Source organism: Mesorhizobium sp. A623 (assembly GCF_054489405.1).
Genome location: NZ_JBTMXB010000002.1, coordinates 18,339 through 39,811, shown reverse-complemented (window position 1 = coordinate 39,811; position 21,473 = coordinate 18,339). Strand labels below are relative to the sequence as shown.

Annotated in this window: 20 protein-coding genes; 12 read left to right on the top strand and 8 right to left on the bottom strand. The window is 62.7% G+C overall.

The window, feature by feature from the left end; all coding sequences use genetic code 11:
- Positions 1-16: 16 nt before the first annotated feature.
- On the top strand, positions 17-1,078 hold the full coding sequence (locus ACX3P1_RS02450; RefSeq protein ID WP_459078239.1) for a nickel/cobalt transporter: 1,062 nt from the start codon (positions 17-19) through the stop codon (positions 1,076-1,078).
- Between the two features lie 16 nt (positions 1,079-1,094).
- Here ACX3P1_RS02450 and ACX3P1_RS02445 read toward each other — a convergent pair whose 3' ends face one another.
- From ACX3P1_RS02445 to trhO, 5 genes are all read right to left on the bottom strand, one after another.
- Positions 1,095-1,301, bottom strand: a complete 207-nt coding sequence (locus ACX3P1_RS02445; RefSeq protein WP_459077952.1) for a hypothetical protein — start codon at positions 1,299-1,301, stop codon at positions 1,095-1,097.
- A 65-nt stretch (positions 1,302-1,366) separates the two neighbouring features.
- Positions 1,367-2,359 (bottom strand): cation diffusion facilitator family transporter, encoded by a 993-nt coding sequence (locus ACX3P1_RS02440; protein WP_459077951.1) that lies wholly within the window; start codon positions 2,357-2,359, stop codon positions 1,367-1,369.
- A 39-nt stretch (positions 2,360-2,398) separates the two neighbouring features.
- Entirely contained in the window at positions 2,399-3,019 is a 621-nt protein-coding gene (locus tag ACX3P1_RS02435; protein ID WP_459078238.1) for a GNAT family N-acetyltransferase, read from the bottom strand.
- A gap of 430 nt (positions 3,020-3,449) precedes the next feature.
- A complete protein-coding gene (locus tag ACX3P1_RS02430) occupies positions 3,450-4,187 on the bottom strand; it encodes a tellurite resistance TerB family protein (protein ID WP_459077950.1) in 738 nt (245 codons plus the stop codon).
- 232 nt (positions 4,188-4,419) lie between these two features.
- Positions 4,420-5,346, bottom strand: coding sequence for an oxygen-dependent tRNA uridine(34) hydroxylase TrhO (gene trhO, locus ACX3P1_RS02425; protein WP_459077949.1), 927 nt, complete (start codon positions 5,344-5,346; stop codon positions 4,420-4,422).
- 169 nt (positions 5,347-5,515) lie between these two features.
- Here trhO and ACX3P1_RS02420 point away from each other — a divergent pair, with 169 nt between their 5' ends.
- Positions 5,516-6,400, top strand: a complete 885-nt coding sequence (locus ACX3P1_RS02420; RefSeq protein ID WP_459077948.1) for an N-acetylmuramidase domain-containing protein — start codon at positions 5,516-5,518, stop codon at positions 6,398-6,400.
- An 85-nt stretch (positions 6,401-6,485) separates the two neighbouring features.
- A complete protein-coding gene (locus tag ACX3P1_RS02415) occupies positions 6,486-7,127 on the top strand; it encodes a 2-dehydro-3-deoxy-phosphogluconate aldolase (protein WP_459077947.1) in 642 nt (213 codons plus the stop codon).
- 80 nt (positions 7,128-7,207) lie between these two features.
- Here ACX3P1_RS02415 and ACX3P1_RS02410 read toward each other — a convergent pair whose 3' ends face one another.
- Both ACX3P1_RS02410 and ACX3P1_RS02405 read right to left on the bottom strand, forming a co-directional pair.
- Positions 7,208-9,034, bottom strand: a complete 1,827-nt coding sequence (locus ACX3P1_RS02410) for a DUF882 domain-containing protein (protein ID WP_459077946.1) — start codon at positions 9,032-9,034, stop codon at positions 7,208-7,210.
- Positions 9,035-9,388: 354 nt separating this feature from the next.
- On the bottom strand, positions 9,389-10,906 hold the full coding sequence (locus tag ACX3P1_RS02405) for a sigma-54-dependent transcriptional regulator (protein ID WP_459077945.1): 1,518 nt from the start codon (positions 10,904-10,906) through the stop codon (positions 9,389-9,391).
- Positions 10,907-11,078: 172 nt separating this feature from the next.
- Between ACX3P1_RS02405 and ACX3P1_RS02400 the strand changes: the two genes are divergently transcribed.
- The 9 genes from ACX3P1_RS02400 to ACX3P1_RS02360 all read left to right on the top strand — a co-directional run bounded on the left by ACX3P1_RS02400 (position 11,079) and on the right by ACX3P1_RS02360 (position 20,471).
- Positions 11,079-12,926, top strand: a complete 1,848-nt coding sequence (locus ACX3P1_RS02400; RefSeq protein ID WP_459077944.1) for a M3 family oligoendopeptidase — start codon at positions 11,079-11,081, stop codon at positions 12,924-12,926.
- Positions 12,927-12,942: 16 nt separating this feature from the next.
- Positions 12,943-14,088: an aminodeoxychorismate synthase component I gene (locus tag ACX3P1_RS02395; protein WP_459077943.1), complete on the top strand. Its 1,146-nt coding sequence runs from the start codon at positions 12,943-12,945 to the stop codon at positions 14,086-14,088.
- The gene (locus tag ACX3P1_RS02390) at positions 14,037-14,699 is read left to right on the top strand and encodes an aminotransferase class IV family protein (RefSeq protein WP_459077942.1); all 663 of its coding nucleotides are present in this window, start codon (positions 14,037-14,039) and stop codon (positions 14,697-14,699) included. The genes ACX3P1_RS02395 and ACX3P1_RS02390 overlap by 52 nt, the downstream gene beginning before the upstream one ends.
- 67 nt (positions 14,700-14,766) lie before the next feature.
- A complete protein-coding gene (locus ACX3P1_RS02385) occupies positions 14,767-15,666 on the top strand; it encodes a heme-dependent oxidative N-demethylase family protein (RefSeq protein WP_459077941.1) in 900 nt (299 codons plus the stop codon).
- Between the two features lie 137 nt (positions 15,667-15,803).
- The gene (locus ACX3P1_RS02380; protein WP_459077940.1) at positions 15,804-17,249 is read left to right on the top strand and encodes a homospermidine synthase; all 1,446 of its coding nucleotides are present in this window, start codon (positions 15,804-15,806) and stop codon (positions 17,247-17,249) included.
- A gap of 85 nt (positions 17,250-17,334) precedes the next feature.
- Positions 17,335-17,715, top strand: a complete 381-nt coding sequence (locus ACX3P1_RS02375; RefSeq protein WP_459077939.1) for a hypothetical protein — start codon at positions 17,335-17,337, stop codon at positions 17,713-17,715.
- Between the two features lie 139 nt (positions 17,716-17,854).
- The gene (hemH, locus tag ACX3P1_RS02370) at positions 17,855-18,919 is read left to right on the top strand and encodes a ferrochelatase (protein ID WP_459077938.1); all 1,065 of its coding nucleotides are present in this window, start codon (positions 17,855-17,857) and stop codon (positions 18,917-18,919) included.
- 108 nt (positions 18,920-19,027) lie between these two features.
- Positions 19,028-19,978: an SPFH domain-containing protein gene (locus ACX3P1_RS02365; protein WP_459077937.1), complete on the top strand. Its 951-nt coding sequence runs from the start codon at positions 19,028-19,030 to the stop codon at positions 19,976-19,978.
- A gap of 28 nt (positions 19,979-20,006) precedes the next feature.
- The gene (locus ACX3P1_RS02360; protein WP_459077936.1) at positions 20,007-20,471 is read left to right on the top strand and encodes an NfeD family protein; all 465 of its coding nucleotides are present in this window, start codon (positions 20,007-20,009) and stop codon (positions 20,469-20,471) included.
- A 21-nt stretch (positions 20,472-20,492) separates the two neighbouring features.
- Here the strand turns inward: ACX3P1_RS02360 and ACX3P1_RS02355 are convergent, their stop codons facing one another.
- The gene (locus ACX3P1_RS02355) at positions 20,493-21,473 is read right to left on the bottom strand and encodes a KpsF/GutQ family sugar-phosphate isomerase (RefSeq protein WP_459077935.1); all 981 of its coding nucleotides are present in this window, start codon (positions 21,471-21,473) and stop codon (positions 20,493-20,495) included.

Here is a 21,473-nt window from a genome sequence, read left to right as displayed (position 1 = left end):
TAAAGCCAACCTTCGCATGATCTTGTGCTTGCTGGCCGCGGCTTTCGTTGCGTCGCATTTCACCGGCCTCGCGCAGGCCCAGAGTTCGCTCGGCATCGGCACCAACGACGCAATGCCGGCCGGCACCGGCCTGTTCGCGCACCAGTTGCTGTGGATCAACCAGCAGCAACAGGCGTTTTACCGGGCGCTGGCCAACGCCATGAAGGCCATGCGCCAGGATGAGAGCAAGCTCTGGCTGCTCATTGGCCTGTCCTTTGCCTATGGCATCTTCCACGCCGCCGGCCCCGGCCACGGCAAGGCGGTCATTTCCTCGTACATGGTGGCGAACGAGGTAGCGCTGCGGCGCGGCATCCTCCTGTCGTTCGTTTCGGCGCTGCTGCAGGCGATAACCGCGATCGTGGTCATGCTGCTCGCCTATTTCGTTCTGCGCGGCACATCGGTGTCGATGACCGATGCCGCCCGCTTTCTTGAAATTTCGAGCTACGTCTTTGTAACCGGTTTCGGCGCATGGTTGTTGTGGAAGAAAGCCGGGCCTTCGCTGCTCCGGCTGTTCGGCGCACGCGCTGCCCGCAGCCTTTCGGCTGCCCATGCGTCGGCGGCGGGCCATATCCATGCCGACGGCTCCTATTGCACGCAAACACACAGTCGCCTGCGCTACCCCGCGCATAACCGCGAAGAGCTTCCCAGCCAGGGAATCGAGGTTTGCGAGACCTGCGGCCACAGACACGCACCCGATCCAGCACTGCTGTCCGGCGACCGTTTCGACTGGCGCACGGCCTGGACCGCGGTCGTCGCCGTCGGCATTCGCCCCTGCTCCGGCGCGCTGATCGTGCTTTCCTTCGCGCTGCTTAACGGCCTGTGGGTGGGCGGTATCCTGTCGGTGCTCGCCATGGCGCTCGGCACCGCCATCACCGTCTCGGCGCTGGCCACCATCGCGGTGACCGCCAAGAACTGGGCCGTCTACTTCGCCGGAGACGGACGCCTCGGCAATCGCATCCATGCGCTCGTCGAGATCGGCGGCGCGGCCTTCGTCTTCCTGTTCGGGCTTTTGCTTCTTTCCGCCGCTCTAAGCGCCTGAGAGCGGCTCAACCAGATCAGTTGCCCTTGCGGCGCTGGCTGCGGCCACGCAACCAGAAAACCACGAACAGCACCAGCATGAAGACGGCCACGACGACGCCCGCCAATATTCCCGATACCTTGCCGGCTGCCAGCATGATGACCGGCAGGTAATAGGCAAAGGAGAAGAACAGCACCAAGATCACAGCAGCGGCGATTGCCGCATTCCTGTTGTCGCGATCCATTTTCTTAACCCCGGTCCGGAAATTGAAGTGAGGCAGACTGCACGGGTCTTACTCAACGCGGCCCGTTAATGATAGTGCCGGGGCCGCGGCGTATTGTGCGCATGATCGTGATCGTCATCCGCGTGGTCATGATGATGGTCCGGACCATCGGCGCACCGGCCGAATTCAGGCTCGACGGTTGCGTGGTCGATGCCGTGCTTTGCGCTCAACCGCTGCTTGACGGCAAGCACTGTTTCATAAGGATCGACGCCCTCGACGAGACAGGCATGCAGCGTCGCCATATTGCTTGTGCCGTCGAGCGACCAGACATGCATATGGTGGACTTCGCGCAGGCCGGGAATATTCTTCACCAGATCGGCGGCAATCCCATCGCGGTCAAGGCTGGAAGGTGTCCCCTCCAGAAGCACGTGTGCCGCTTCGCGCATCAACCGCCAGGCGCTGAACAGGATCAACACCGCCACCAGCACCGACAGGATCGGGTCGATCGGCATCCAGCCGGTAAGCAGGATGACGATGGCCGCCGCGATCGCCGCAACCGATCCCAGCAGATCGCCCAGCACATGCAATATGGCGCCGCGCATGTTGAGGCTTTCGCGGTCGCCGCCATGCAGCACCAGGAACCCGGCAATATTGACCAGCAGGCCGAGCCCGGCAACGATCAGCATCGGCCCACCCAACACAGGCGATGGCGCCTCGAACCGTCTCCACGCCTCGTAGCAGATCCACAGCGCCACCACGAAAATGGCAAGGCCATTGGTGTAGGCAACCAGCGTCTTGACCCGGCCGAAGCCATAGGTGTGGCGGCCGGTGGCCGGCTTGTCGCCCAGATGAAACGCATACCATGCGAGCGCCAGCGCCACCGAATCGGTGAGCATGTGGCCGGCATCGGCCAGCAGCGCCAGAGAACCGGTGAGCCAACCGCCAATCGCCTCGGCGACCATGAACCCGCCGGTCAGGCAGGCCACGATCAGCACGCGTTTCTTGTCCGTGCCCGCATGGACATGCGCGCCGCCGCCATGGCTGTGGCCATGCGGCCCGTCATCGTGGGCGTGTGTCATCACATACCTTCCCTGTGATGAAATAACCTTACGCCTCAATTACTTAGAGAAATCTTCGAGGCGCTTTTTCTGTACGCCTTCGCTGTCGAAGTTGCTAGGGTCAAGCCAGTTTTCATAGGCCTTTTTGAGCGCCGGCCATTCCTTGTCGATGATCGCATACCAAGCCGTATCGCGATTTCCACCCTTGGCCACCATGTGCTGGCGGAAGATGCCCTCGAACTTGAAACCGAACCGTTCTGCCGCACGCTTGGATGGCGCGTTATCGTTGTGGCACTTCCATTCGTAGCGGCGGTAGCCCAATTCATCGAACACATAGCGAGCGAACAGATACTGCGCCTCCGTGGCTGCCGGCTTGCGCGAAATCAGCGGCCCCCAATAGATGCTGCCGATCTCGATGACGCCATGGTTCGGCTCGATCCGCATCAGCGTCTGCCGCCCGGCGACCTTGCCGCTGGCCTTGTCGATCACCGCAAACTGCAGGGGGTCTTCGCTGGCTTGCGCTTTCTCGATCCAGGCATCGAACGCGGCGCGGCTTTCGGGGGGATTTTCGAACAGCCAGGTAAATCGGCCGTCGGCATCCGGCACCGTCGATGCCGCGAACAGGCCGTCGCCATGCTTGCCCGCATCCAACGGCTCAAGCCGCACGAAACGGCCATTCATGATCTTGCGTTCGGGCCGTGGGCGGGGTTTCCAGTTCTCGAGATCGTCGGACACGCAAAAATCCCCCTTGTTTTGATACCCACGCGCAGGCTTTCAAAAATGCCGTGTCGAATGAGCAACCTGTCGAAAGCTCGATTTAGCACCTAACTGGACCAATATAATGATCCACCCGGACCGTGGGCTTCGACCAGCGCGGTTTCCGCGCCGTCGCGACATCGAGTGCCCGCGCGGCAGACAAATGGCCATCGGCTGCGCCATCCCGGTCGGCGCATTGCCGAGGTCGATCTGGCCGCAACAAAAAGGGCGGTCATTGGCGACCGCCCCGATCCGGACTGGCTTGGGAGGAGGAAAGCCTATCCGACTGATGAGAACCATGCGCTTGTTCGGTTAACGAAATCTTAACGCGAAAAGAGCCGTTCCCATGTCACGGTCACCAGCGCGGGTTCGGCGTGGTTCCGGCCGGTGCGGGCACTTTTACGGAGGAGATCGTAGCCTCGATGTGATCGACCAGCGCGTCCGGAAGGCCGAGGCGTCCCGCAAGCAGATCGAGATAGCCGCGCTCGGCGCGGGTGTCGGCATCTATGGCAAGACGCGAGGCTGTATAAAGCTCGACCTTCTGCTCTTCGCTCTGGGCAGACGCGACCAGCGCGCCAATATCGAACGGCGCGTCAAGTTCCGCCTTCAGGAAAGCTTCCGTTTCGCCGGCCATACCCGAAAGGCTGAGCTTCTCGCCGATCTTGCGGCGCTCCTCGTCGTCGACCCGACCATCCGCCTTGGCGGCGGCAATCATCGCCCTGACCAGCATCAGCGCGAATTCGGTTTCGCCCTGCGGTGCCTGCGACGGGTGAAATCTTGTATCGGACGGCGGCGGCAACAATTCGGGCTCGCTCGCGACCGGTGCATCGGCGGGCGCCTTACCGCTCTGGTAGTTCTGATACGCCTTGTAAGCGAGGCCCCCAATTGCCGCCAGACCGCCAAGCTTGACGGCCGCACCGGTAACCTGCCGGCCCGTTCCGGTGCCAAGCAGCACCGCTGCCAATGCGCCGGCCGCCAGCGGATTGTTCTTGGCATACTGCACGGCCTGCTCCGCCTTGTCGCGCACGGTCCCGCTCGTACCGGGAACTTGCGAACCAAGCAGATCGTCGAGCAGCTTCTTGGGATCGAACATCAACGCCTCCAGATTGGCCAGCCATGGGCCGGTTTCAGGTGCCGATGAAGTAGGGGCGCAACCTTGGCATTACAATGACGGCAAGCGCTTAGAGTCCGTTTGATAATTCGCCCTGCCGAGGCATATGGCGTGGTTTTCGAGAACCGAAGCGGAGCGTACATCAGTACGTGAGCACCGGAAGCGCAGAAAATTGCGTCAGATGACCGGCTGGGTAGAGTTAGCAAATGGGCTCTTAGCCGCCGATATGTTCCTCGCCTCGTGCCGCCGCCAGTTCCACCTGGCGCTGGCGCTCGGCGTAGCGTGCGCGATCTTCCTGCGAGCGAGCCTCATAACAATGCGGGCAGGAAACGCCCGGCTCATACCGGAGCGACAGCCGGTCGTCTGCCGTCAGTGGGAAACGGCATGCGCGGCAAAGTTCCGCCTCGCCCTCGACAAGCCCGTGCGACACCGAAACACGCTCGTCGAAGACGAAGCACTCGCCCTCCCACAGGCTTTGCTCGGCCGGCACCTCTTCGAGGTATTTCAGGATGCCGCCCTTCAGATGAAACACGTCCTCGATACCCTGCGCCTTCACAAAGGCCGTCGCCTTTTCGCAGCGAATGCCGCCGGTGCAGAACATGGCAATTTTCTTGCCTTCGAACTCCTCCCGATGCGCTTCGACCCATGCCGGAAACTCTCGAAAGCTTTCCGTGCCGGGATCGAGCGCCCCTTGAAACGTCCCGAGCGAAACTTCGTATCCGTTGCGCGTATCGATGACGACCGTATCCGGGTCGGCGATCAGGGCGTTCCAGTCCGACGGCGCGACATAGGTGCCGGCGCTCCGTTGCGGATCGATCCCGTCGACGCCCATGGTAACAATTTCGCGCTTGAGCCGAACCTTCATGCGGCGGAACGGCATGGCGTCGGCGCTGCTGAACTTCACCTCGAGGCCGGCAAATTCCGGGATGCCGCCAAGATAGGCAATCAGTTCGGCGATAGCTGCTTCCGTGCCCGCGACCGTCCCGTTGATGCCTTCCGAGGCGAGCAGCAACGTACCCTTGACGCCATAGGAACCGCAAAACGCCGTCAGCGGCGCGCGCAATTCCTCGAACCGCTCAAGCCGGCAGAAGCGGTAGAGCGCGGCGACGCGAAACGGATGCGGGGGTGTGGAAACGCTCATCGCAAAAGCCCCTAAACGGTCAGGCGCGCCGATTCAAGACAAAGCCCGTTGTGGTTTCCAATCAAGGCCTTACCGAGCTGCCCCAAAAAGCGGCCGACGCGTCACTGCCTGAAGCTTGTCCACGGGCCGGGCAATGGAGTGAGAATTTCCCCAAACGGGAGATTTTCGCATGTTCGCTGAAGAGATTATTCTGGAGATCACCAAGGCTGCTCAGAGCCTCGACATCGAACCAGCAGCGCTTCTGGCGGTTGCGGATGTGGAAAGCGGTGGCACCGCCTTTGCCGATGTCGATGGCAGGCGAGAACCATTGATACGCTTCGAGGCGCATTATTTCGACCGGCGGCTAAGCGACAGGAAGCGGGCCGTCGCCCGTGAAAAAGGCCTCGCCGCACCGGTAGCCGGCGCGATCGCCAACCCCAGGACGCAAACCGCCCGCTGGCGAATGCTGGAGCAGGCGGCAGCGATAGACGCCAAGGCCGCCTATGAATCGGTGTCCTGGGGCCTGGGGCAGGTGATGGGCGCGCACTGGGCATGGCTTGGCTATGCCGACGTCGATGCGCTCGTGGCCACCGCCCGCTCGGGCGTTGCAGGCCAGGTCCGCCTTATGATGCAATACATCGACAAGGCCGGCCTGCGCGACGCGCTGCGCAAGCACGACTGGGCAGGCTTTGCCCGCTCCTATAACGGCCCGGCCTATAAGCGGAACGCCTATGAGACCAAGCTCGCCACCGCCTATTCGCGCTATTCGTCCCGCGATCCGAAGGCACGGCCTGCCATGCCCCTGCTCAAACGCGGTTCGAAAGGAACGTCCGTCGCCGATCTGCAACACGATCTGACCGCGCTCGGCTATCCGCTCGCCGCCGATGGTGTTTTCGGGCCGGCCACAGTGCAGGCTGTCAAGGCGTTCCAGCGCGATCACGCCTTGGCGATAGACGGGATCGTCGGCGCAAGAACGAACGCCGCCATCGAGGGCGCGTTGACAGCCCCCGGCCCTGTAGGGAAAGTCTGGAGACGGCTCACCGGCTGGCTGGCGGGGCTGTTCGGGCGAAGCTGAGACGGCTTCGCCGCCCGCATCGTGGACAGCAAACCGCCCTCATGTTAATCGGTTGAAATTCACGACGCCTTCCAGAAAGATCGAAATGTCCAGCAAGACCGAACTGCTTATGTCCCTTCTCAACGGCCAGCGGGTGATCCCTGTCCTGAAGATCGCCGATGTCGCTCATGCCGTTCCGTTGGCGCGGGCGCTGGCGCGGGGCGGCTTGCCGATGATCGAGATCACGTTGCGCACCGCCGATGCGCTCGAGGCGATCCGGCGCGTTGCCGCGGAAGTCGAAGAGGCCGTCGTCGGTGCAGGCACTATCCTGAATGCGCGCCAGTTCGAGGATGCTGCCAAGGCAGGCTCGAAATTCATCGTCAGCCCCGGCATCACCCGCGAATTGCTGGCCGCCGCTCAAGACAGCCCGGTCCCGCTGCTTCCCGGCGCCATCACGCCGGGCGAAATCATGGCCGCGAGAGAAGCCGGGCTTAATTTCCTGAAATTCTTCCCCGCAGAGCAGGCCGGCGGCGCGGCATTTCTCAAGGCGCTGGCGTCACCCATCGCCGACGTCCGCTTTTGCCCGACGGGCGGCATCGGCCTGAAAAACGCCGGCGACTATCTGGCCCTGCCCAATGTCGCCTGCGTCGGCGGCTCCTGGGTTGCCCCGGACGACCTGGTCAAGGCCGGCAAATGGGAAGCCATCGAGGCGCTGGCTCGCGAGGCAAGCAGGCTCGGCCAAAGCTGAGTCTGATCCTCAAACTTCTTCGCCCATCAACGAAAAAGGCCGCGCAAACAGCGCGGCCTTTTTTGCGGTCGAATGTATTTTTACTTGGTCTGGAAGCGGGCCACCGACAGGAATTTCACCGCATTGCCGGTGAAGCGGTTGGCGTCGGCCATCTCGTTGCCGGACTGGAAGCCATTCGTATAGACTTCGCTCGGCGCGGTACGCACGAGGTTGTAGGCATAACGCGGCGCGGTCGTGGAATCCGAAACCGTCGCGACATAGTCCGCGCTGTGCAGCGCCCAGCGGGCAGCCTTCGGCTCGGCCGACACCACGATCGCCTTTGGTTCGGGCTTGAGGTCGCGCGCGCTGGCGCGGGCTTCCTTGCGGGTCGTCTTCACCCCGGCACCGATGGCTGAGGCAGGATCGGACCCGGACGGGCGGCTAGCTATAGCCACTCGCGGCGATGCCGCATCGATCCCGGCCGGATCGCTGAAGGCCGAGCGTGGCGCGTTTGCCAGCGAAGCCACCTGATAATCGGCGGTAGAGACACGATCCAGAACCGCCTTGATCTCGTCGCGCGTAACCTGAGCCTGCCTGACATCGGCCAGTTTGGCGTCGACCGGCGTGGCAACGGCCGGCCGCGCCGAAGGCAACACCGCCAATACGTCGCTTGCCGCATTGCCGCTGACGGTCGTATCGGCAAGCGCCAGCAGGATCGCATCCTTGGGCATCATATCGGAGGTCGTCCTCATCTCCGGCCGCCAGCTGGGCAGCGGGACATGGTTTGCGGCAATTTGCGGCGCGTCGTCGGAAGACGGTACTTCGCTTGCAGCCTCGAAGGGGACGTCGGCCGTTGCCGGAAGTGCTGCCTCTACCGGCTGCGCGGACGCGACCGCGAACGGAACGCTATTCGGCTCAGCCGGCTGTGCGACTTCGGCCACCTGCACGCCGACATCCACCTTGGGCCGAGGCGCAAAGCCCGGTAGCGGGATGCTGCGCGCCGGCAGTTCGGCGATGATCTTTTCAGGCGTTTGCGGCTGCAAATCCGCTTCGGGTTCAGGCGCGGCTTCCGCAACCTGGACAAGGTCGGTGCGCTTCGCGTTCTCGGGCGCTACGATAGTGATGCCGGGCAGGCTGTTCTTTGCCGCGGGGGCCGCCTTTGCGGTTCTGGCCTTTGGAGCCGCCGTCGCGACATCGGCAACGTCATCCTCCTCGTCGGCGCCGCCGCCAAACAGGGCAGCAAGCAGACCGCCGGACCGGCTGGAACTGGTGGCGCTGGCGAGAGCGATTGCCGTCGTCCCGCTGCTCTTGCGCGATTTGTAAGAGGCGAGCGCCTGCGCATAACCGGGCAACGGCTTGCCGTCGCTCGGCACATGCAAGGTCTTGCCGTTCGGGAACACGCGCACAAGTTCCTGACGGCTGATGCCCGGCCAATGGCGAACATTGCCTACATCCATGTGGACGAAGGGCGAACCGGAAGTGGGATAGTAGCCGACGCCACCACCCTGCATCTTCAGGCCGATATCGCGCAGCTTCTTGAGCGGCACGCCTGGAATATAGAAGTCGAGCGCCTTGCCGAGAACGTGCTGGCTTTTCTGCGCCACGCCCTTGCTGCGGCTGCGCAGCATCGAATTGGTGGCTGACGCGCGGTAGCCGCAAATGACCTGGATATATTCGTGCGAGCCTGTGGCTCGATAGGCCTCCCAGACCAGATCCAGCAGGCGCGGATCGATCTTGACCGGCTCGTTTCGCCGCCAGTCGCGCAAGATATGGTCGATCTTCTTCAGGCCGGCCGCATCGTAGCGGCCATTGCGCTTGTAGACGATTTCGGCCTTTTCGTGCGTGTGAAGGTGATAAAATTTCAACGACCGCGTCGAGGCGGATGCACCGCCCGAACTCATGGCTAGAAGGCCGGTAGCAAAGACCATCGCGGCCAACCATCGCGGCCAGACTGGCTTACGCCGCCCATGTGCGTGTCGTTCGATTCTGTTCAAATCAAATGGCCCTAAAGGCTGCCGTTTGTCCCCGGATTTGACCAAACGGATGTACCGAGTCACATCCGATTATCGATCCTAATGGTTAATCATCGCTTATTGAAGTTCAAATGCGGTAACACCATGGCGATACCCTGGCGAAAACCGGCATCAGCCAATCGTGGTAAACCGTTGGTTTAGATGAATTTTCGGCGTAGTCACCAACACTATCTGTTACCGTCCGCCACAATGCGTGATTGTCGCTCGCATTCCCCGGGCAAGTGCAAGGCGTGGACACTGTCCACGCCGTCAGGATGCGAGCCTCTCCATCCGGCCGGTTTCAGGATCGATGCCGTATTCCTTAAGCTTGCGGTAAAGCGTCGACCGGCCGATGCCGAGGCGGCGGGCTACCTCGCTCATCTGTCCGTTGTAATGGTCGATCGCAAGCTTGATCATCTCCAGCTCGACCGAAGCAAGCGAGCGGACATTGCCCCGCTCGTCCAGCGCGTCCAGCCTTCCCGGCCGCGCTTGCACAAGATCGGCCCGCGCGCCGGTGGCCGTCAGTGCGGACGCATCCTCTGCCGGAGTTTCAGCCGCAACGGCGGGAGCCTCCGCCTCGGCGCCAAGACGCACGACGCCTTCGACCTGCGCCCGGATTTGCGGAAATTCCTCTTCGGTGAGCACATCGCCTTCGGCCAGCACCGAGGCCCGGAACACGGCGTTTTCCAACTGCCTGATATTGCCGGGCCAGTCATAGGCTCGGAGCATGGCAAGGGCCGCATCGGAAATGCCGCTCAGGCGGCGGCGCGGATCGGCTGGCCCGACCTTGTCGAGAAAATGCCTGACCAGATGCTCGATATCGTCGCGCCGGTCCCGAAGCGGCGGCACGAAGATGGGATAGACGTTCAGCCGATAGAAAAGATCCTCGCGAAAGGCTCCGTCCTTGACCCGTTGCAGGAGATCGCGGTGCGTAGCCGAGATCAGCCTTATGTCGACCCTCACCGTCGAGCGGGCTCCGACCGGATCGACCTCGCCGTCCTGCACAGCCCGCAGCAATTTGACCTGCACGTCGAGCGGCAGGTCGCCGATCTCGTCCAGGAACAGCGTGCCCGAATGCGCCTCGACGAATTTGCCGGTGTGTTTCTCGGTAGCGCCCGTGAACGATCCTTTTTCGTGCCCGAACAGAATGGATTCGACCAGATTGTCGGGAATCGCGCCGCAATTGACGGTGACAAAAGGCTTGGTCCGGCGATCGCCGCTGCCCTGGATGGCGCGCGCCACCAGTTCCTTGCCGACGCCCGATTCGCCTTCGATCAAGATCGGGATGCTGGACGCCGCGGCTTTCTGCCCGAGACGGATCACCCGCTCCATGGCGGGGCTGTGCGTGATCATGTCCTTGAAGGTGAGGCGCTGCCCGCCCTGGCGCGCCGAGCGCTTTATTTCGTCGCCGACAGCCTCGACCTTCAGCGCGTTGGTAATGGACGCATTGAGTTTGTCGGGAGAGGCCGGCTTGACGACAAAGTCGAAAGCGCCATGCCGCATGGCCAGGACCACCGTCTCGATGCCGCCCTGCGCGGTCTGCACGATGACGGGAATGGTGATGCCGCGTTCGCGCATCGCCTTCAGCACGCCGATGCCGTCGAGGCCCGGCATCCCCAGATCGAGAATGACCACGGAAATGTCTCGGCCTTTAGGCCCGTCCATCGCCGACAAGCCGGCTTCGCCGTCATCCGCGACGATTGCCGTATGGCCGAACCGTGTTACCGCCGCTTCAAGCAGCCGGCGCTGCACCGGATCGTCATCGACTATGAGTATGGAACCTGCCATGACTGATGGAAATCGCCCGCCCGAGGAAGTTTGCCCTATGGATCATCTTGGCACAGGGTTCTAAATAAGCTTTCAAAAAAGCCGGTGAACGAATTCCTTAGGATTTGATCGGCTTTTCCTCTTCGGCAAGGTTCCTGCTCCACCCAAGCCTCAATTCTACAAGGTATCTGTCATGCGCACCGTTTCGCTTCGCCACAGGGCAACCGCCTCCCCCGCACAAGGCGCCGACCAGCGTGCAGCAGCGCTTGGCGATTTGCCGGAGTGGAACCTGGGCGATCTTTATTCCGGCATGGAAGCGCCGGAACTGGCGCGCGACCTCAAGACTGCCGCCGCCGATGCCGCCGCTTTCGAAAACCGCTGGAAAGGCACGCTCGCCGCCGAAGCCGGCCGCGGCAGTTCCGGCAGGCTTGGAGAGGCGCTGCAGGCCTATGAAGGCCTGGAGGAACTGATCGGCCGGATCGTCTCCTATGCCGGCTTGATCTATGCCGGAAACACCTCGGACCCGCAGCGGGCCAAGCTTTACGGCGACATCCAGGAAAAAATGACGGATGCCAGCGCGCATCTCCTGTTCTTCGCGCTCGAACTCAATCTGATCGAGGACGCCGTGCTCGAACAGGCGCTGGATGCCGACCCCGCCTTCGGCCATTACCGGCCATGGGTCCTCGATTTGCGCAAGGACAAGCCGTACCAGCTAGAAGACCGCATCGAGCAGCTTTTCCACGAGAAATCCATCACCGGGCGGGGCGCATGGAACCGCCTGTTCGATGAAACGATGACCGACCTGCGCTTCGACATCGATGGCGAGGAAATGACGCTGGAGCCGGCGCTCAACCGTCTGCAGGATGCCGATGGCGAGGTTCGCCGCAAGGCTTCCGAAGCGCTGGCCGCAACCTTCCGCGAAAACCTGCGCAGCTTCACGCTGATCACCAATACGCTGGCCAAGGACAAGGAAATCTCCGACCGCTGGCGCGGATTCGAGGACATCGCAGATTCACGCCATCTCGCCAACCGCGTCGAACGCCCCGTCGTCGATGCACTCGCAGCCGCCGTTCGCGAGGCCTATCCGCGCCTGTCGCACCGCTATTATGCGATGAAGGCGCGCTGGCTCGGCATGGACACCATGAACCATTGGGACCGCAACGCGCCTTTGCCCGAAACCCCGCAGGCGACGATTCCCTGGCGACAGGCCAAAGACACGGTGCTGACGGCTTACGACCGCTTCTCACCGGAAATGGCCAACATCGCCCGCACCTTCTTCGACCGTCACTGGATCGACGCGCCGGTACGGCCGGGAAAATCACCCGGCGCCTTCGCCCATCCGACCGTGCCGTCGGTGCATCCCTATGTTCTCCTGAACTATATGGGCAAGCCGCGCGACGTGATGACGCTGGCGCATGAACTGGGCCATGGCGTGCATCAGGTGTTGGCCGGTGGCCAGGGCGCGCTGATGGCCTCGACGCCGCTGACGCTGGCCGAAACAGCCTCGGTGTTCGGCGAGATGCTGACCTTCCGCTCGCTGCTCGACCAGACGAAAGACAAGCGCGAGCGCAAGGCCATGCTGGCGCAGAAGGTTGAGGACATGATCAATACGGTCGTGCGCCAGATCGCCTTCTACGAATTCGAGCGCAAGGTGCATACCGAGCGCAAGAACGGCGAATTGACATCCGACAAGCTCGGCCAGTTCTGGCTGGAAGTGCAGGCCGAAAGCCTCGGGCCGGCGATCAAGCTGCGTGAGGGCTACGAGACGTTCTGGACCTATGTCCCGCACTTCATCCACTCGCCCTTCTATGTCTATGCCTACGCCTTCGGCGACTGCCTGGTGAACTCTCTCTATGCGGTGTACCAGAACGCGGAGCGCGGCTTTCAGGACAAATATTTCACCATGCTGCGCGCCGGCGGCACCAAACACCATTCCGAACTGCTCGCCCCCTTCGGCCTCGACGCGACCGACCCCGCCTTCTGGCAGATCGGCCTTGGCGTTATCGGCGGGCTGATCGACGAACTGGAAGCGCTGGACTAAACGGACCCTTCATTTCATGCCCGCGCCCTTTGCCCTGTTCCGAGACGATCTTGCCGGTCGGGAGGTGTTGTTCGAGCAACCCGCCGCGATCATCGCAGCCTATGATGCCGATGAATTCGAGCCGGCACTGGCGGCGGCCCAGGCAGCCCACGATGCCGGCAAATGGCTGGCCGGGTTTTTCTCCTACGAAGCGGGTTACCTGCTGGAACCCAAACTGGTGCCGCTGCTGCCGGAAAACCGCCGCGCCCCACTTCTATGTCTTGGCGTTTTCGACGGGCCGTCCGAGCGGGCAGTAGCCGCGCCACGCCAGCCCCCCACCAACGGGCCGATCTTCGACGCGAAAGCGGCATGGTCGTTCGAGGATTATGAAAAGCGCTTTTCGCGCCTGCACCGCCATATCCGCGAGGGCGACTGCTATCAGGGCAACCTGACCTTTCCCGTCAATGCGCAATGGTCCGGCGAACCGCTTGCCGCCTTCAACGCGCTGACCGAACGCCAGCCAGTGCGGTATGGCGCGCTGGTCGATCTGGGCGAGCCCATCGTTCTGTCGCGTTCGCCCGAGCTTTTCTTCAAGATCGATGCTGAAGGCATCATCGAGGCGCATCCGATGAAAGGAACCGCGCCACGCGGGGAAACGAAGGCACAGGACGCGGCGCTGAAAACCTTTCTGCGCAACGACGAGAAGAACCAGGCGGAAAACCGCATGATCGTCGATCTGCTGCGCAACGACATCTCGCTGATAAGCGAGGTCGGCACGCTGGAAGTGCCCGAACTCTTCAACATCGAATCCTATCCGACCGTGCACCAGATGGTCAGCCGCGTACGCGCAAAGCTGCTGCCCGGCCTGAGCATCCGCCAGGTGTTCGCCGCACTTTTCCCCTGCGGCTCGATCACCGGCGCGCCGAAAATCCGGGCGATGGAAATCCTGCACGATCTGGAGCGCACGCCGCGCGGCGTCTATTGCGGCGCCATCGGGTGGATCGCGCCGGGCGGCACGATGCGTTTTTCGGTGGCGATCCGCACGCTGTCGCTCTTTCCGGACGGCGAAGCCGTCTACAATGTCGGCGGCGGCATCGTCTTCGATTCCAAGGTTGAGGAGGAATACCAGGAGTGTCTGCTCAAGGCCCGCTTCGCAACGGGGAGCCTGCCGGCTTCGACCTGATCGAGACCATGCGCTGGGAGCCGGGCGACGGCTTTGTCCGTTTCGAGCGGCATCTGGCACGGCTCCGTGCATCGGCATCGGAACTCGGTTTCGACTATGGGGCGGATGAAATCGGCTCGACGCTCGAAAGCACTGTCAGCCGATCCGCCCTGCCGCTGCGCGTGCGTCTGGTGCTTGCGCGAAACGGCACCGCGAGCGCCACCACCCAGGCTTATGAACCGCTCCCGGCTGACGCGGTCTGGAGTGTGAAACTGGCGCAAACGCGGTTGGCTTCCACCGACGGGCTGCTTCGCCACAAGACCACGCGGCGCGAGGTCTATGTGCGGGCGCGCGCCGAATATCCGGCCGCGCAAGCCGACGAGGTGCTTCTGACCAACGAGCGCGGCGAAGTCTGCGAAGGCACGATCACCACGCTTTTCGCCGATTTCTGCGGCGGCATCCTGCTGACGCCGCGCCTCGGCTGCGGACTATTGGCCGGCGTGCTGCGCGCAGAAATGCTGGACCGGGCAAAAGCAAAAGAAGCCGTCCTAACCATGGCCGACCTGCGCACCGCCAGCGCCTTATATGTCGGCAACTCGCTACGCGGCCTGATCCCGGCGAGGCTGGCCTAAGACCCATGCATTGCGCAGCCGGTTGCCGCTTGATACCCAAGGAATACATCAAGCGAGCACACAAATCGTGACGAAACTGCCTGCCCATACGCCCTATGACGGCTCTTCAAAACTGTTCACCATCGGGTTGAAGCCGCTCGATCTCGACAACTGGATCGAGGTCGACGAGCACCATTCCGCTCATCTGGCGGAGAAGCGGCGGCTTTACGCAAAAATACCCGAAAAAATTCTCGTCGCCGAAGCGGGTACACAAACCGCGCAGCAGGAAGTGCTCGATCTCGTTACCGACCACATGCGCCGGCATTTTCCGGATGTGCCGAGCGCGGCTTCACCGGAGCCGTCCGGCAATTTGGCAAGCCAGCCGATCTACGCCGCCTCGCTGCTGGTCCAGGAAGACCTGATCCTGATGCGCCGGAGCGAGCAGGGCTGGCGACTGGTCGCCGGTTCGCTGTGCTTCCCGTCCTCATGGTCGCTTGTGGAAAAATTCGGCAAGCCGCTGCAGGAAATCCATATCCCGGTCCCGGGTTTCGGCCCCGGCTCCCGGCCGGACCTGCTGATCGCGCGCATGTTCGACGCCTTGCAGATCGACCAGCCGCTCGAGCGCTACAACTGGTCCATCCAGGCGGGCGATGCGCTCTATCAGCCGCTTTCCGACGTCGAGCGAGACGAGCGCGCCACCAGCCGCCCGTCGCGCTATCCGAACGGCGATATCGCCGCCCACGCCTTCATCCGCGTCGAGCGGCAGACGCTGCGGAAACTGCCGGCCTCAAAGGACATCCTGTTCACGATCCGCATCCATCTCGACCCGCTAAAGGTGCTGGCCAAGCATCCCGAACGGGCGACGCTGGCCGCAACTTTCGCCGAACAGCTTTCCGCGCTCGACGAGAAGCAACTCGACTACAAGGGCGTGACGGCGGACCGCGACCGGCTCGTCGCTCTTTTGCAGGGCATGGCGGGCGCAGACTGACGACGGCCCGGATTCGCTTTTGCAAAGCCAACCCTCTATAATTGCCACCGACAATACGGGCCGCTGACGGCCCGTTTTCGTCTGGGAACCGACGTTCCACAACCCATCGTCTCAACAGAAAAGGAGCGCCCCCGAAAATGGCGAATGAAAAATGGCCCGTCTACGGTGAAATCAGTGGTCCCATGGTGATGATCGGCTTCGGCTCGATCGGCCGGGGCGCGCTGCCGTTGATCGAGCGTCATTTCAAGTTCGACAAGACGCGGGCAATCGTCATCGATCCGCGCGACATCGACCGCGCCCCGCTGGACGAACGCGGCATCGCCTTCATGCAGGCGGCGGTAACGAGGGACAATTACAAGGAATTGCTGACGCCTCTTTTGACCAAGGGGGGCGGCCGGGGCTTTTGCGTCAATTTGTCGGTCGATACCGGGTCGGTCGAGTTGATGCGGCTCTGCCGGGAACTGGGCGTGCTCTATATCGACACCGTTATCGAGCCGTGGCTGGGCTTCTATTTCGACGCCGAGGCCGACAATGCCAGCCGCACCAACTACGCGCTGCGCGAGACGCTGTTGAAGGAAAAACTCGCCAATCCCGGCGGCACCACCGCCGTTTCGACCTGCGGCGCCAATCCCGGAATGGTGTCCTGGTTCGTCAAGCAGGCATTGCTCAATCTCGCCACCGACCTTGGGCTGGAGTTCTCCGAACCGGCGCAGCACGACCGCGCCGGCTGGGCAGCGCTCATGGAGAAAGCCGGCGTCAAGGGCATTCACATCGCCGAGCGCGACACGCAGCGCGCCGCCAAGCCCAAGCCGGCGGGCGTGTTCTGGAACACATGGTCGGTCGAAGGCTTTATCGCAGAAGGGCTGCAACCCGCAGAACTCGGATGGGGCACCAACGAAAAGTGGATGCCGGCAAACGCCAGGACGCACAAGGACCGTTCGGCTGTCGGGATCTATCTCGAACAGCCCGGCGGCAACACGCGCGTGCGCTCCTGGTGCCCGACGCCCGGCCCGCAATACGGCTTTCTGGTGACGCACAACGAGGCGATCTCGATCGCAGATTTCTTCACCGTTCACGGCGCGGACGGCAAGGCGAAATATCGCCCGACCTGCCATTATGCCTATCATCCCTGCAACGACGCAGTGCTGTCGCTGCACGAAATGTTCGGTGCCGAAGGCAAGGCCCAGAGCGTGCAGCACGTGCTGGAGGAAAACGAACTTGTCGATGGCGTCGACGAGCTTGGCGTGCTGCTCTACGGCCACGCCAAGAACGCCTACTGGTACGGCTCGCATCTGTCGCTGGAAGAAGCGCGCAGGCTCGCGCCCTACCACAATGCAACCGGCCTTCAGGTAACTTCGGCCGTTATTGCCGGCATGGTCTGGGCGATGGAAAACCCTGAGGCCGGCATCGTCGAGACCGACGAGATCGACTATCGGCGCTGCCTGGAGGTCCAGTCGGCCTATCTTGGACCGGTGGAAGGCTACTACACCGACTGGACGCCGCTCGATAACCGCCCCGGCCTGTTCGAGGAAGACATCGACACGGCCGACCCGTGGCAGTTCCGCAACATCCTCGTGCGATAGCGGGGGTGGCCCCCCACCTGCGTGCCTTGCAATCACCCGGAAATCGGGCGATTGAAAAGGGGCGGACTGAGGAGAGGACTTTCATATGAAGCTTTTGCGCACCATTTCTTCGGGCGGCCTTGCCGTGGCGGCAGCTATGGCGCTCGCCGCCTGCACCACGAGCGGGCCTTCCACGCCACTGGCCGGCAATCAGGCGCCCAAAGGCGTCCAGGGCTCCTGGATCGACGCGCAGGGCACCGGATTGTCGACGCTTTCGTCCGGCAGCTTCCAGACGGTGGCGACCGACACCGGCCAGAAGCTGGCCGAAGGCAGCTATATCGCGACCGGTGCAACCTCGGTGGAGATCAACGGTACGTCCCTGATCCGCCAGTCGCCGATCAGCTTCAACTGCCTGCTCGTATCGACCAGCCAGCTCAACTGCACGAGCGCCGCCGGGCAGAACTTCGTGCTGACGCGGCGCAGCTAAGCCGGCACCGGCAGGGCCATTACGGGATGCGGGCAACTCCGGAGGCACCCGGCCCTGTCGGGCAAGGTGCGGCCAGACGCGGCATTGAAACCTGGCTCCGCATCGTTAGGTATGCAACGATGCCCGGAGAAAGCCCGCCATGACCTTGCCAGACCTCGTCGATCCGATCGCCGCGAAGGCCGATAGCCCGCTGCCGAAGGGGTTTCCGCCGGTCAAGCCCGCCAAGGTCGGCGTCATGCTGGTCAATCTCGGCACGCCGGACGGCACCGATTACAAGCCGATGTGGCGCTATCTTCGCGAATTCCTGTCCGATCCGCGCGTCATCGAACTGAACAAGGCGATCTGGTATCCGATCCTCTACGGCCTGGTCCTGACCACCCGCCCGCAAAAATCGGGCGCCAACTATGCCCGCATCTGGAACCGGGGAAAAAACGAATCGCCGCTGCATACCTTCACCCGCGCACAAGGGCAGAAGCTGGCGCGGGCATTAGCCGATCTTCCCAACGTGGTGGTCGATTGGGCCATGCGCTACGGCAACCCTTCGACGGAAAGCGTTGCGCAAAAGCTGGTCGAGCAGGGCTGCGACCGCATTGTCTGCTTTCCGCTCTATCCGCAATATTCGGCGACCACCACGGCCACGGCCAACGATCAGTTGTTTCGTGCCCTGATGAAGATGCGCCGCGCGCCGGCCGTGCGCAGCGTGCCGCCCTATTATGACGAGCCGGTCTATATCGACGCCCTGACCAGTTCAATCGAGACCCATCTGGCAACGCTCGACTTCGAGCCGGAAGTGGTGCTCACCTCTTACCACGGCATTCCCAAAGCCTATTTCGAAAAGGGCGACCCCTATTTCCAGCATTGCCACAAGACGACGCAACTTTTGCGCGAACGGCTGGGATGGGACGACAAGAAACTGATCATCACCTTCCAGTCCCGCTTCGGCGCGCAGGAATGGCTGCAGCCCTATACCGACAAGACGGTCGAGCAACTGGCCAAGGACGGCATAAAATCGATCGCCGTCGTCAATCCGGGCTTTTCCGTCGACTGCATCGAAACGCTGGACGAAATCGGCCGCGAAGTGCGGGAGGAATTCCAGGCCGCGGGCGGCAAGAACTTTTCGCATATCCCCTGCCTCAACGACAGCGCCGAGGGCATGGCGGTGATCGAGGCAATGGTTCGGCGCGAACTGTCCGGCTGGGTTTGATACCCCGGCCTAGCCTCCCGCGATTGTAACGGTGGCCAATTCCCCTTAAGTGTCTTTTACGGAGCAGACGGATGACCGTCCTGCCGTATAGCGTTGAGGGTAGGCGGAATGGATTTCTCTGGTTTCGACATTGCGGTCCTTGTGCTTGTCGCCCTCGTCATCCTGGTGCTCTTCAAAGGCATCAAGACTGTTCCGCAAGGCTATAACTACACCGTCGAGCGCTTCGGCCGTTACACCAAGACGCTGACGCCCGGCCTCAGCCTCATCGTCCCGTTCATCGACGCAATCGGCGCCAAGATGAACATGATGGAGCAGGTGCTGGACGTCCCGACGCAGGAAATCATCACCAAGGACAATGCCATCGTCGGCGTCGACGGAGTCGCCTTCTACCAGGTGCTGAACGCGCCGCAGGCAGCCTACCAGATCGCCGGCCTGCAGAACGCCATCCTCAACCTGACCATGACCAACATCCGCACCGTCATGGGCTCGATGGACCTCGATGAATTGCTGTCGAACCGCGATGCGATCAACGAGCGCCTGCTGCGCGTTGTCGATGAGGCGGCGCATCCCTGGGGCATCAAGGTCACGCGCGTCGAGATCAAGGACATCAATCCGCCGGCCAATCTGGTCGAATCGATGGGCCGCCAGATGATGGCGGAGCGCAACAAGCGCGCCCAGATTCTCGATGCCGAGGGCTTGAAGCAGTCGCAGATCCTCGAGGCGGAAGGCCGCAGGGAAGCCGCCTTCCGCGATGCGGAAGCGCGCGAGCGTTCCGCCGAAGCCGAGGCCAAGGCCACGCAGGTCGTTTCGGAAGCCATATCCAAGGGCGACGTTCAGGCGCTCAACTATTTCGTTGCCCTCAAATATACCGAAGCGCTCGCCCGGATCGGTTCGGCGACCAACTCCAAGGTGGTGTTGATGCCCATGGAGGCTTCGTCGCTCATCGGCACGCTGGGCGGCATCGGCGAGATCGCCAAGGAAGTTTTCCGGCCCGACGGCACCGCCGGCGCGCAGCGCCAGGCCTCGCGGCCGCCGGTGATCCGTACCGGTGAAAACTGAGGCCGGCCATGGTCAGACGGAAGCAGCCATGATCGAGCGCATCGTCTCGGAACTCGGCCCATGGACATGGATGGTGCTTGGCATCGTCCTGCTGGGCGCGGAGATTGTCGCGCCCGGTATCTTCCTGCTGTGGATCGGCATTGCCGCGCTGATCGTCGGGGCTATATCGCTGCTGCTGTGGGATGCCGGGTTCTGGGCCTGGCAGGTGCAGGTCCTGGTCTTTCTGGCGCTGTCGCTGTTGTCGGCCTATGTCGGCAAGAAGCTCATGGGCGGGCGCAACCAGCCAACCGACCAGCCGCTGCTCAACCGGCGCGGCGAACAGATGATCGGCCGGACCGCCACGCTTGCCGAACCGATCCGCGAAGGGCGCGGCCGCGTCCAGCTTGGCGACACGTTCTGGCGCGTGTCAGGCCCCGACCTGCCCGCCGGTACACGCGTGCGCGTCGTCTCTGCAGCGGAAACCGATCTGGAACTGACCGTCGAGCCTATCTGACCGGTTAGGGGCGGGACCGACCTACGCCGCACCGATGCGCAGCAAATCGTGCAGATGAACCAGGCCGATCGGGCGGCCGTCCTGTTCCACCATCAGCGCGGTGATCGAGGACGCGTTGATCATCTGCAGCGCCTTTGCCACCAGCGTCTCCGGCTTCACCGTCTTCGGCCCTTTGGTCATGACCTGATCCACCGTCATCGACAGGAGGTCGCTGCCGATCTGGCGGCGTATGTCGCCGTCGGTGATGATGCCGGCCAGCGCGCCGTCGGCGTCGACGATCGCCACGCAGCCAAAGCCCTTGCCCGACAGCTCCAGTATGGCCTCGCGCATGCCGGTGCCGGAGGCAACCACCGGCAATTTGTCGCCCACATGCATGATCTCGCGGATTTGCGTCAGGTTCGCACCTAACTGCCCACCCGGATGGAATGTGCGGAAGTGATCCGGCGTAAAGCCGCGCGCTTCAAGAAGCGCAACCGCCAGCGCATCGCCGACCACCAGTTGCAGAAGCGCCGATGTTGTCGGCGCCAGGCCATGCGGACACGCTTCGGCAGCGCGCGGCAGCGCCAAAAGCACATCCGCCTCGCGCGCCAGCGCCGAAGTTTGGCCCGCCGTGATCGCAATAAGCGGAATGGAGAAGCGCCGCGAATAAGCGATGATGCCTTTCAGTTCCACCGTCTCGCCCGACCATGACAGGGCGATGATCGCGTCGTCCTCAGCGATCATGCCCAGATCGCCATGGTTGGCCTCGGCTGGATGCACGAAAAAGGCCGGCGTTCCGGTAGAGGCAAGCGTCGAGGCAAGCTTGGAACCGATATGGCCGCTTTTACCGACCCCGGTGACGATGACGCGCCCCTTGATAGCGGCCAGCGTCTCGACAGCCCGCGCGAACGGCTCCGACAGGCCGTTCTCCAGCGAATGGGCCAGCGCCTCAACGCCCGCCCTCTCCGTCGAGACGGTTCGCAATGCCGAATCGATCGATGCCTGCCGGTCCGGCTGCTTCAT

Bases quoted from the DNA above. Each gene is read 5' to 3' on its own strand.
- ACX3P1_RS02450 (WP_459078239.1), top strand. From the start codon at position 17: ATGATCTTGTGCTTGCTGGCCGCGGCTTTCGTTGCGTCGCATTTCACC.
- ACX3P1_RS02445 (WP_459077952.1), bottom strand. From the start codon at position 1,301: ATGGATCGCGACAACAGGAATGCGGCAATCGCCGCTGCTGTGATCTTG.
- ACX3P1_RS02440 (WP_459077951.1), bottom strand. From the start codon at position 2,359: ATGACACACGCCCACGATGACGGGCCGCATGGCCACAGCCATGGCGGC.
- ACX3P1_RS02435 (WP_459078238.1), bottom strand. From the start codon at position 3,019: ATGAATGGCCGTTTCGTGCGGCTTGAGCCGTTGGATGCGGGCAAGCAT.
- ACX3P1_RS02430 (WP_459077950.1), bottom strand. From the start codon at position 4,187: ATGTTCGATCCCAAGAAGCTGCTCGACGATCTGCTTGGTTCGCAAGTT.
- trhO (WP_459077949.1), bottom strand. From the start codon at position 5,346: ATGAGCGTTTCCACACCCCCGCATCCGTTTCGCGTCGCCGCGCTCTAC.
- ACX3P1_RS02420 (WP_459077948.1), top strand. From the start codon at position 5,516: ATGTTCGCTGAAGAGATTATTCTGGAGATCACCAAGGCTGCTCAGAGC.
- ACX3P1_RS02415 (WP_459077947.1), top strand. From the start codon at position 6,486: ATGTCCAGCAAGACCGAACTGCTTATGTCCCTTCTCAACGGCCAGCGG.
- ACX3P1_RS02410 (WP_459077946.1), bottom strand. From the start codon at position 9,034: ATGGTCTTTGCTACCGGCCTTCTAGCCATGAGTTCGGGCGGTGCATCC.
- ACX3P1_RS02405 (WP_459077945.1), bottom strand. From the start codon at position 10,906: ATGGCAGGTTCCATACTCATAGTCGATGACGATCCGGTGCAGCGCCGG.
- ACX3P1_RS02400 (WP_459077944.1), top strand. From the start codon at position 11,079: ATGCGCACCGTTTCGCTTCGCCACAGGGCAACCGCCTCCCCCGCACAA.
- ACX3P1_RS02395 (WP_459077943.1), top strand. From the start codon at position 12,943: ATGCCCGCGCCCTTTGCCCTGTTCCGAGACGATCTTGCCGGTCGGGAG.
- ACX3P1_RS02380 (WP_459077940.1), top strand. From the start codon at position 15,804: ATGGCGAATGAAAAATGGCCCGTCTACGGTGAAATCAGTGGTCCCATG.
- ACX3P1_RS02375 (WP_459077939.1), top strand. From the start codon at position 17,335: ATGAAGCTTTTGCGCACCATTTCTTCGGGCGGCCTTGCCGTGGCGGCA.
- hemH (WP_459077938.1), top strand. From the start codon at position 17,855: ATGACCTTGCCAGACCTCGTCGATCCGATCGCCGCGAAGGCCGATAGC.
- ACX3P1_RS02365 (WP_459077937.1), top strand. From the start codon at position 19,028: ATGGATTTCTCTGGTTTCGACATTGCGGTCCTTGTGCTTGTCGCCCTC.
- ACX3P1_RS02360 (WP_459077936.1), top strand. From the start codon at position 20,007: ATGATCGAGCGCATCGTCTCGGAACTCGGCCCATGGACATGGATGGTG.
- ACX3P1_RS02355 (WP_459077935.1), bottom strand. From the start codon at position 21,473: ATGAAGCAGCCGGACCGGCAGGCATCGATCGATTCGGCATTGCGAACC.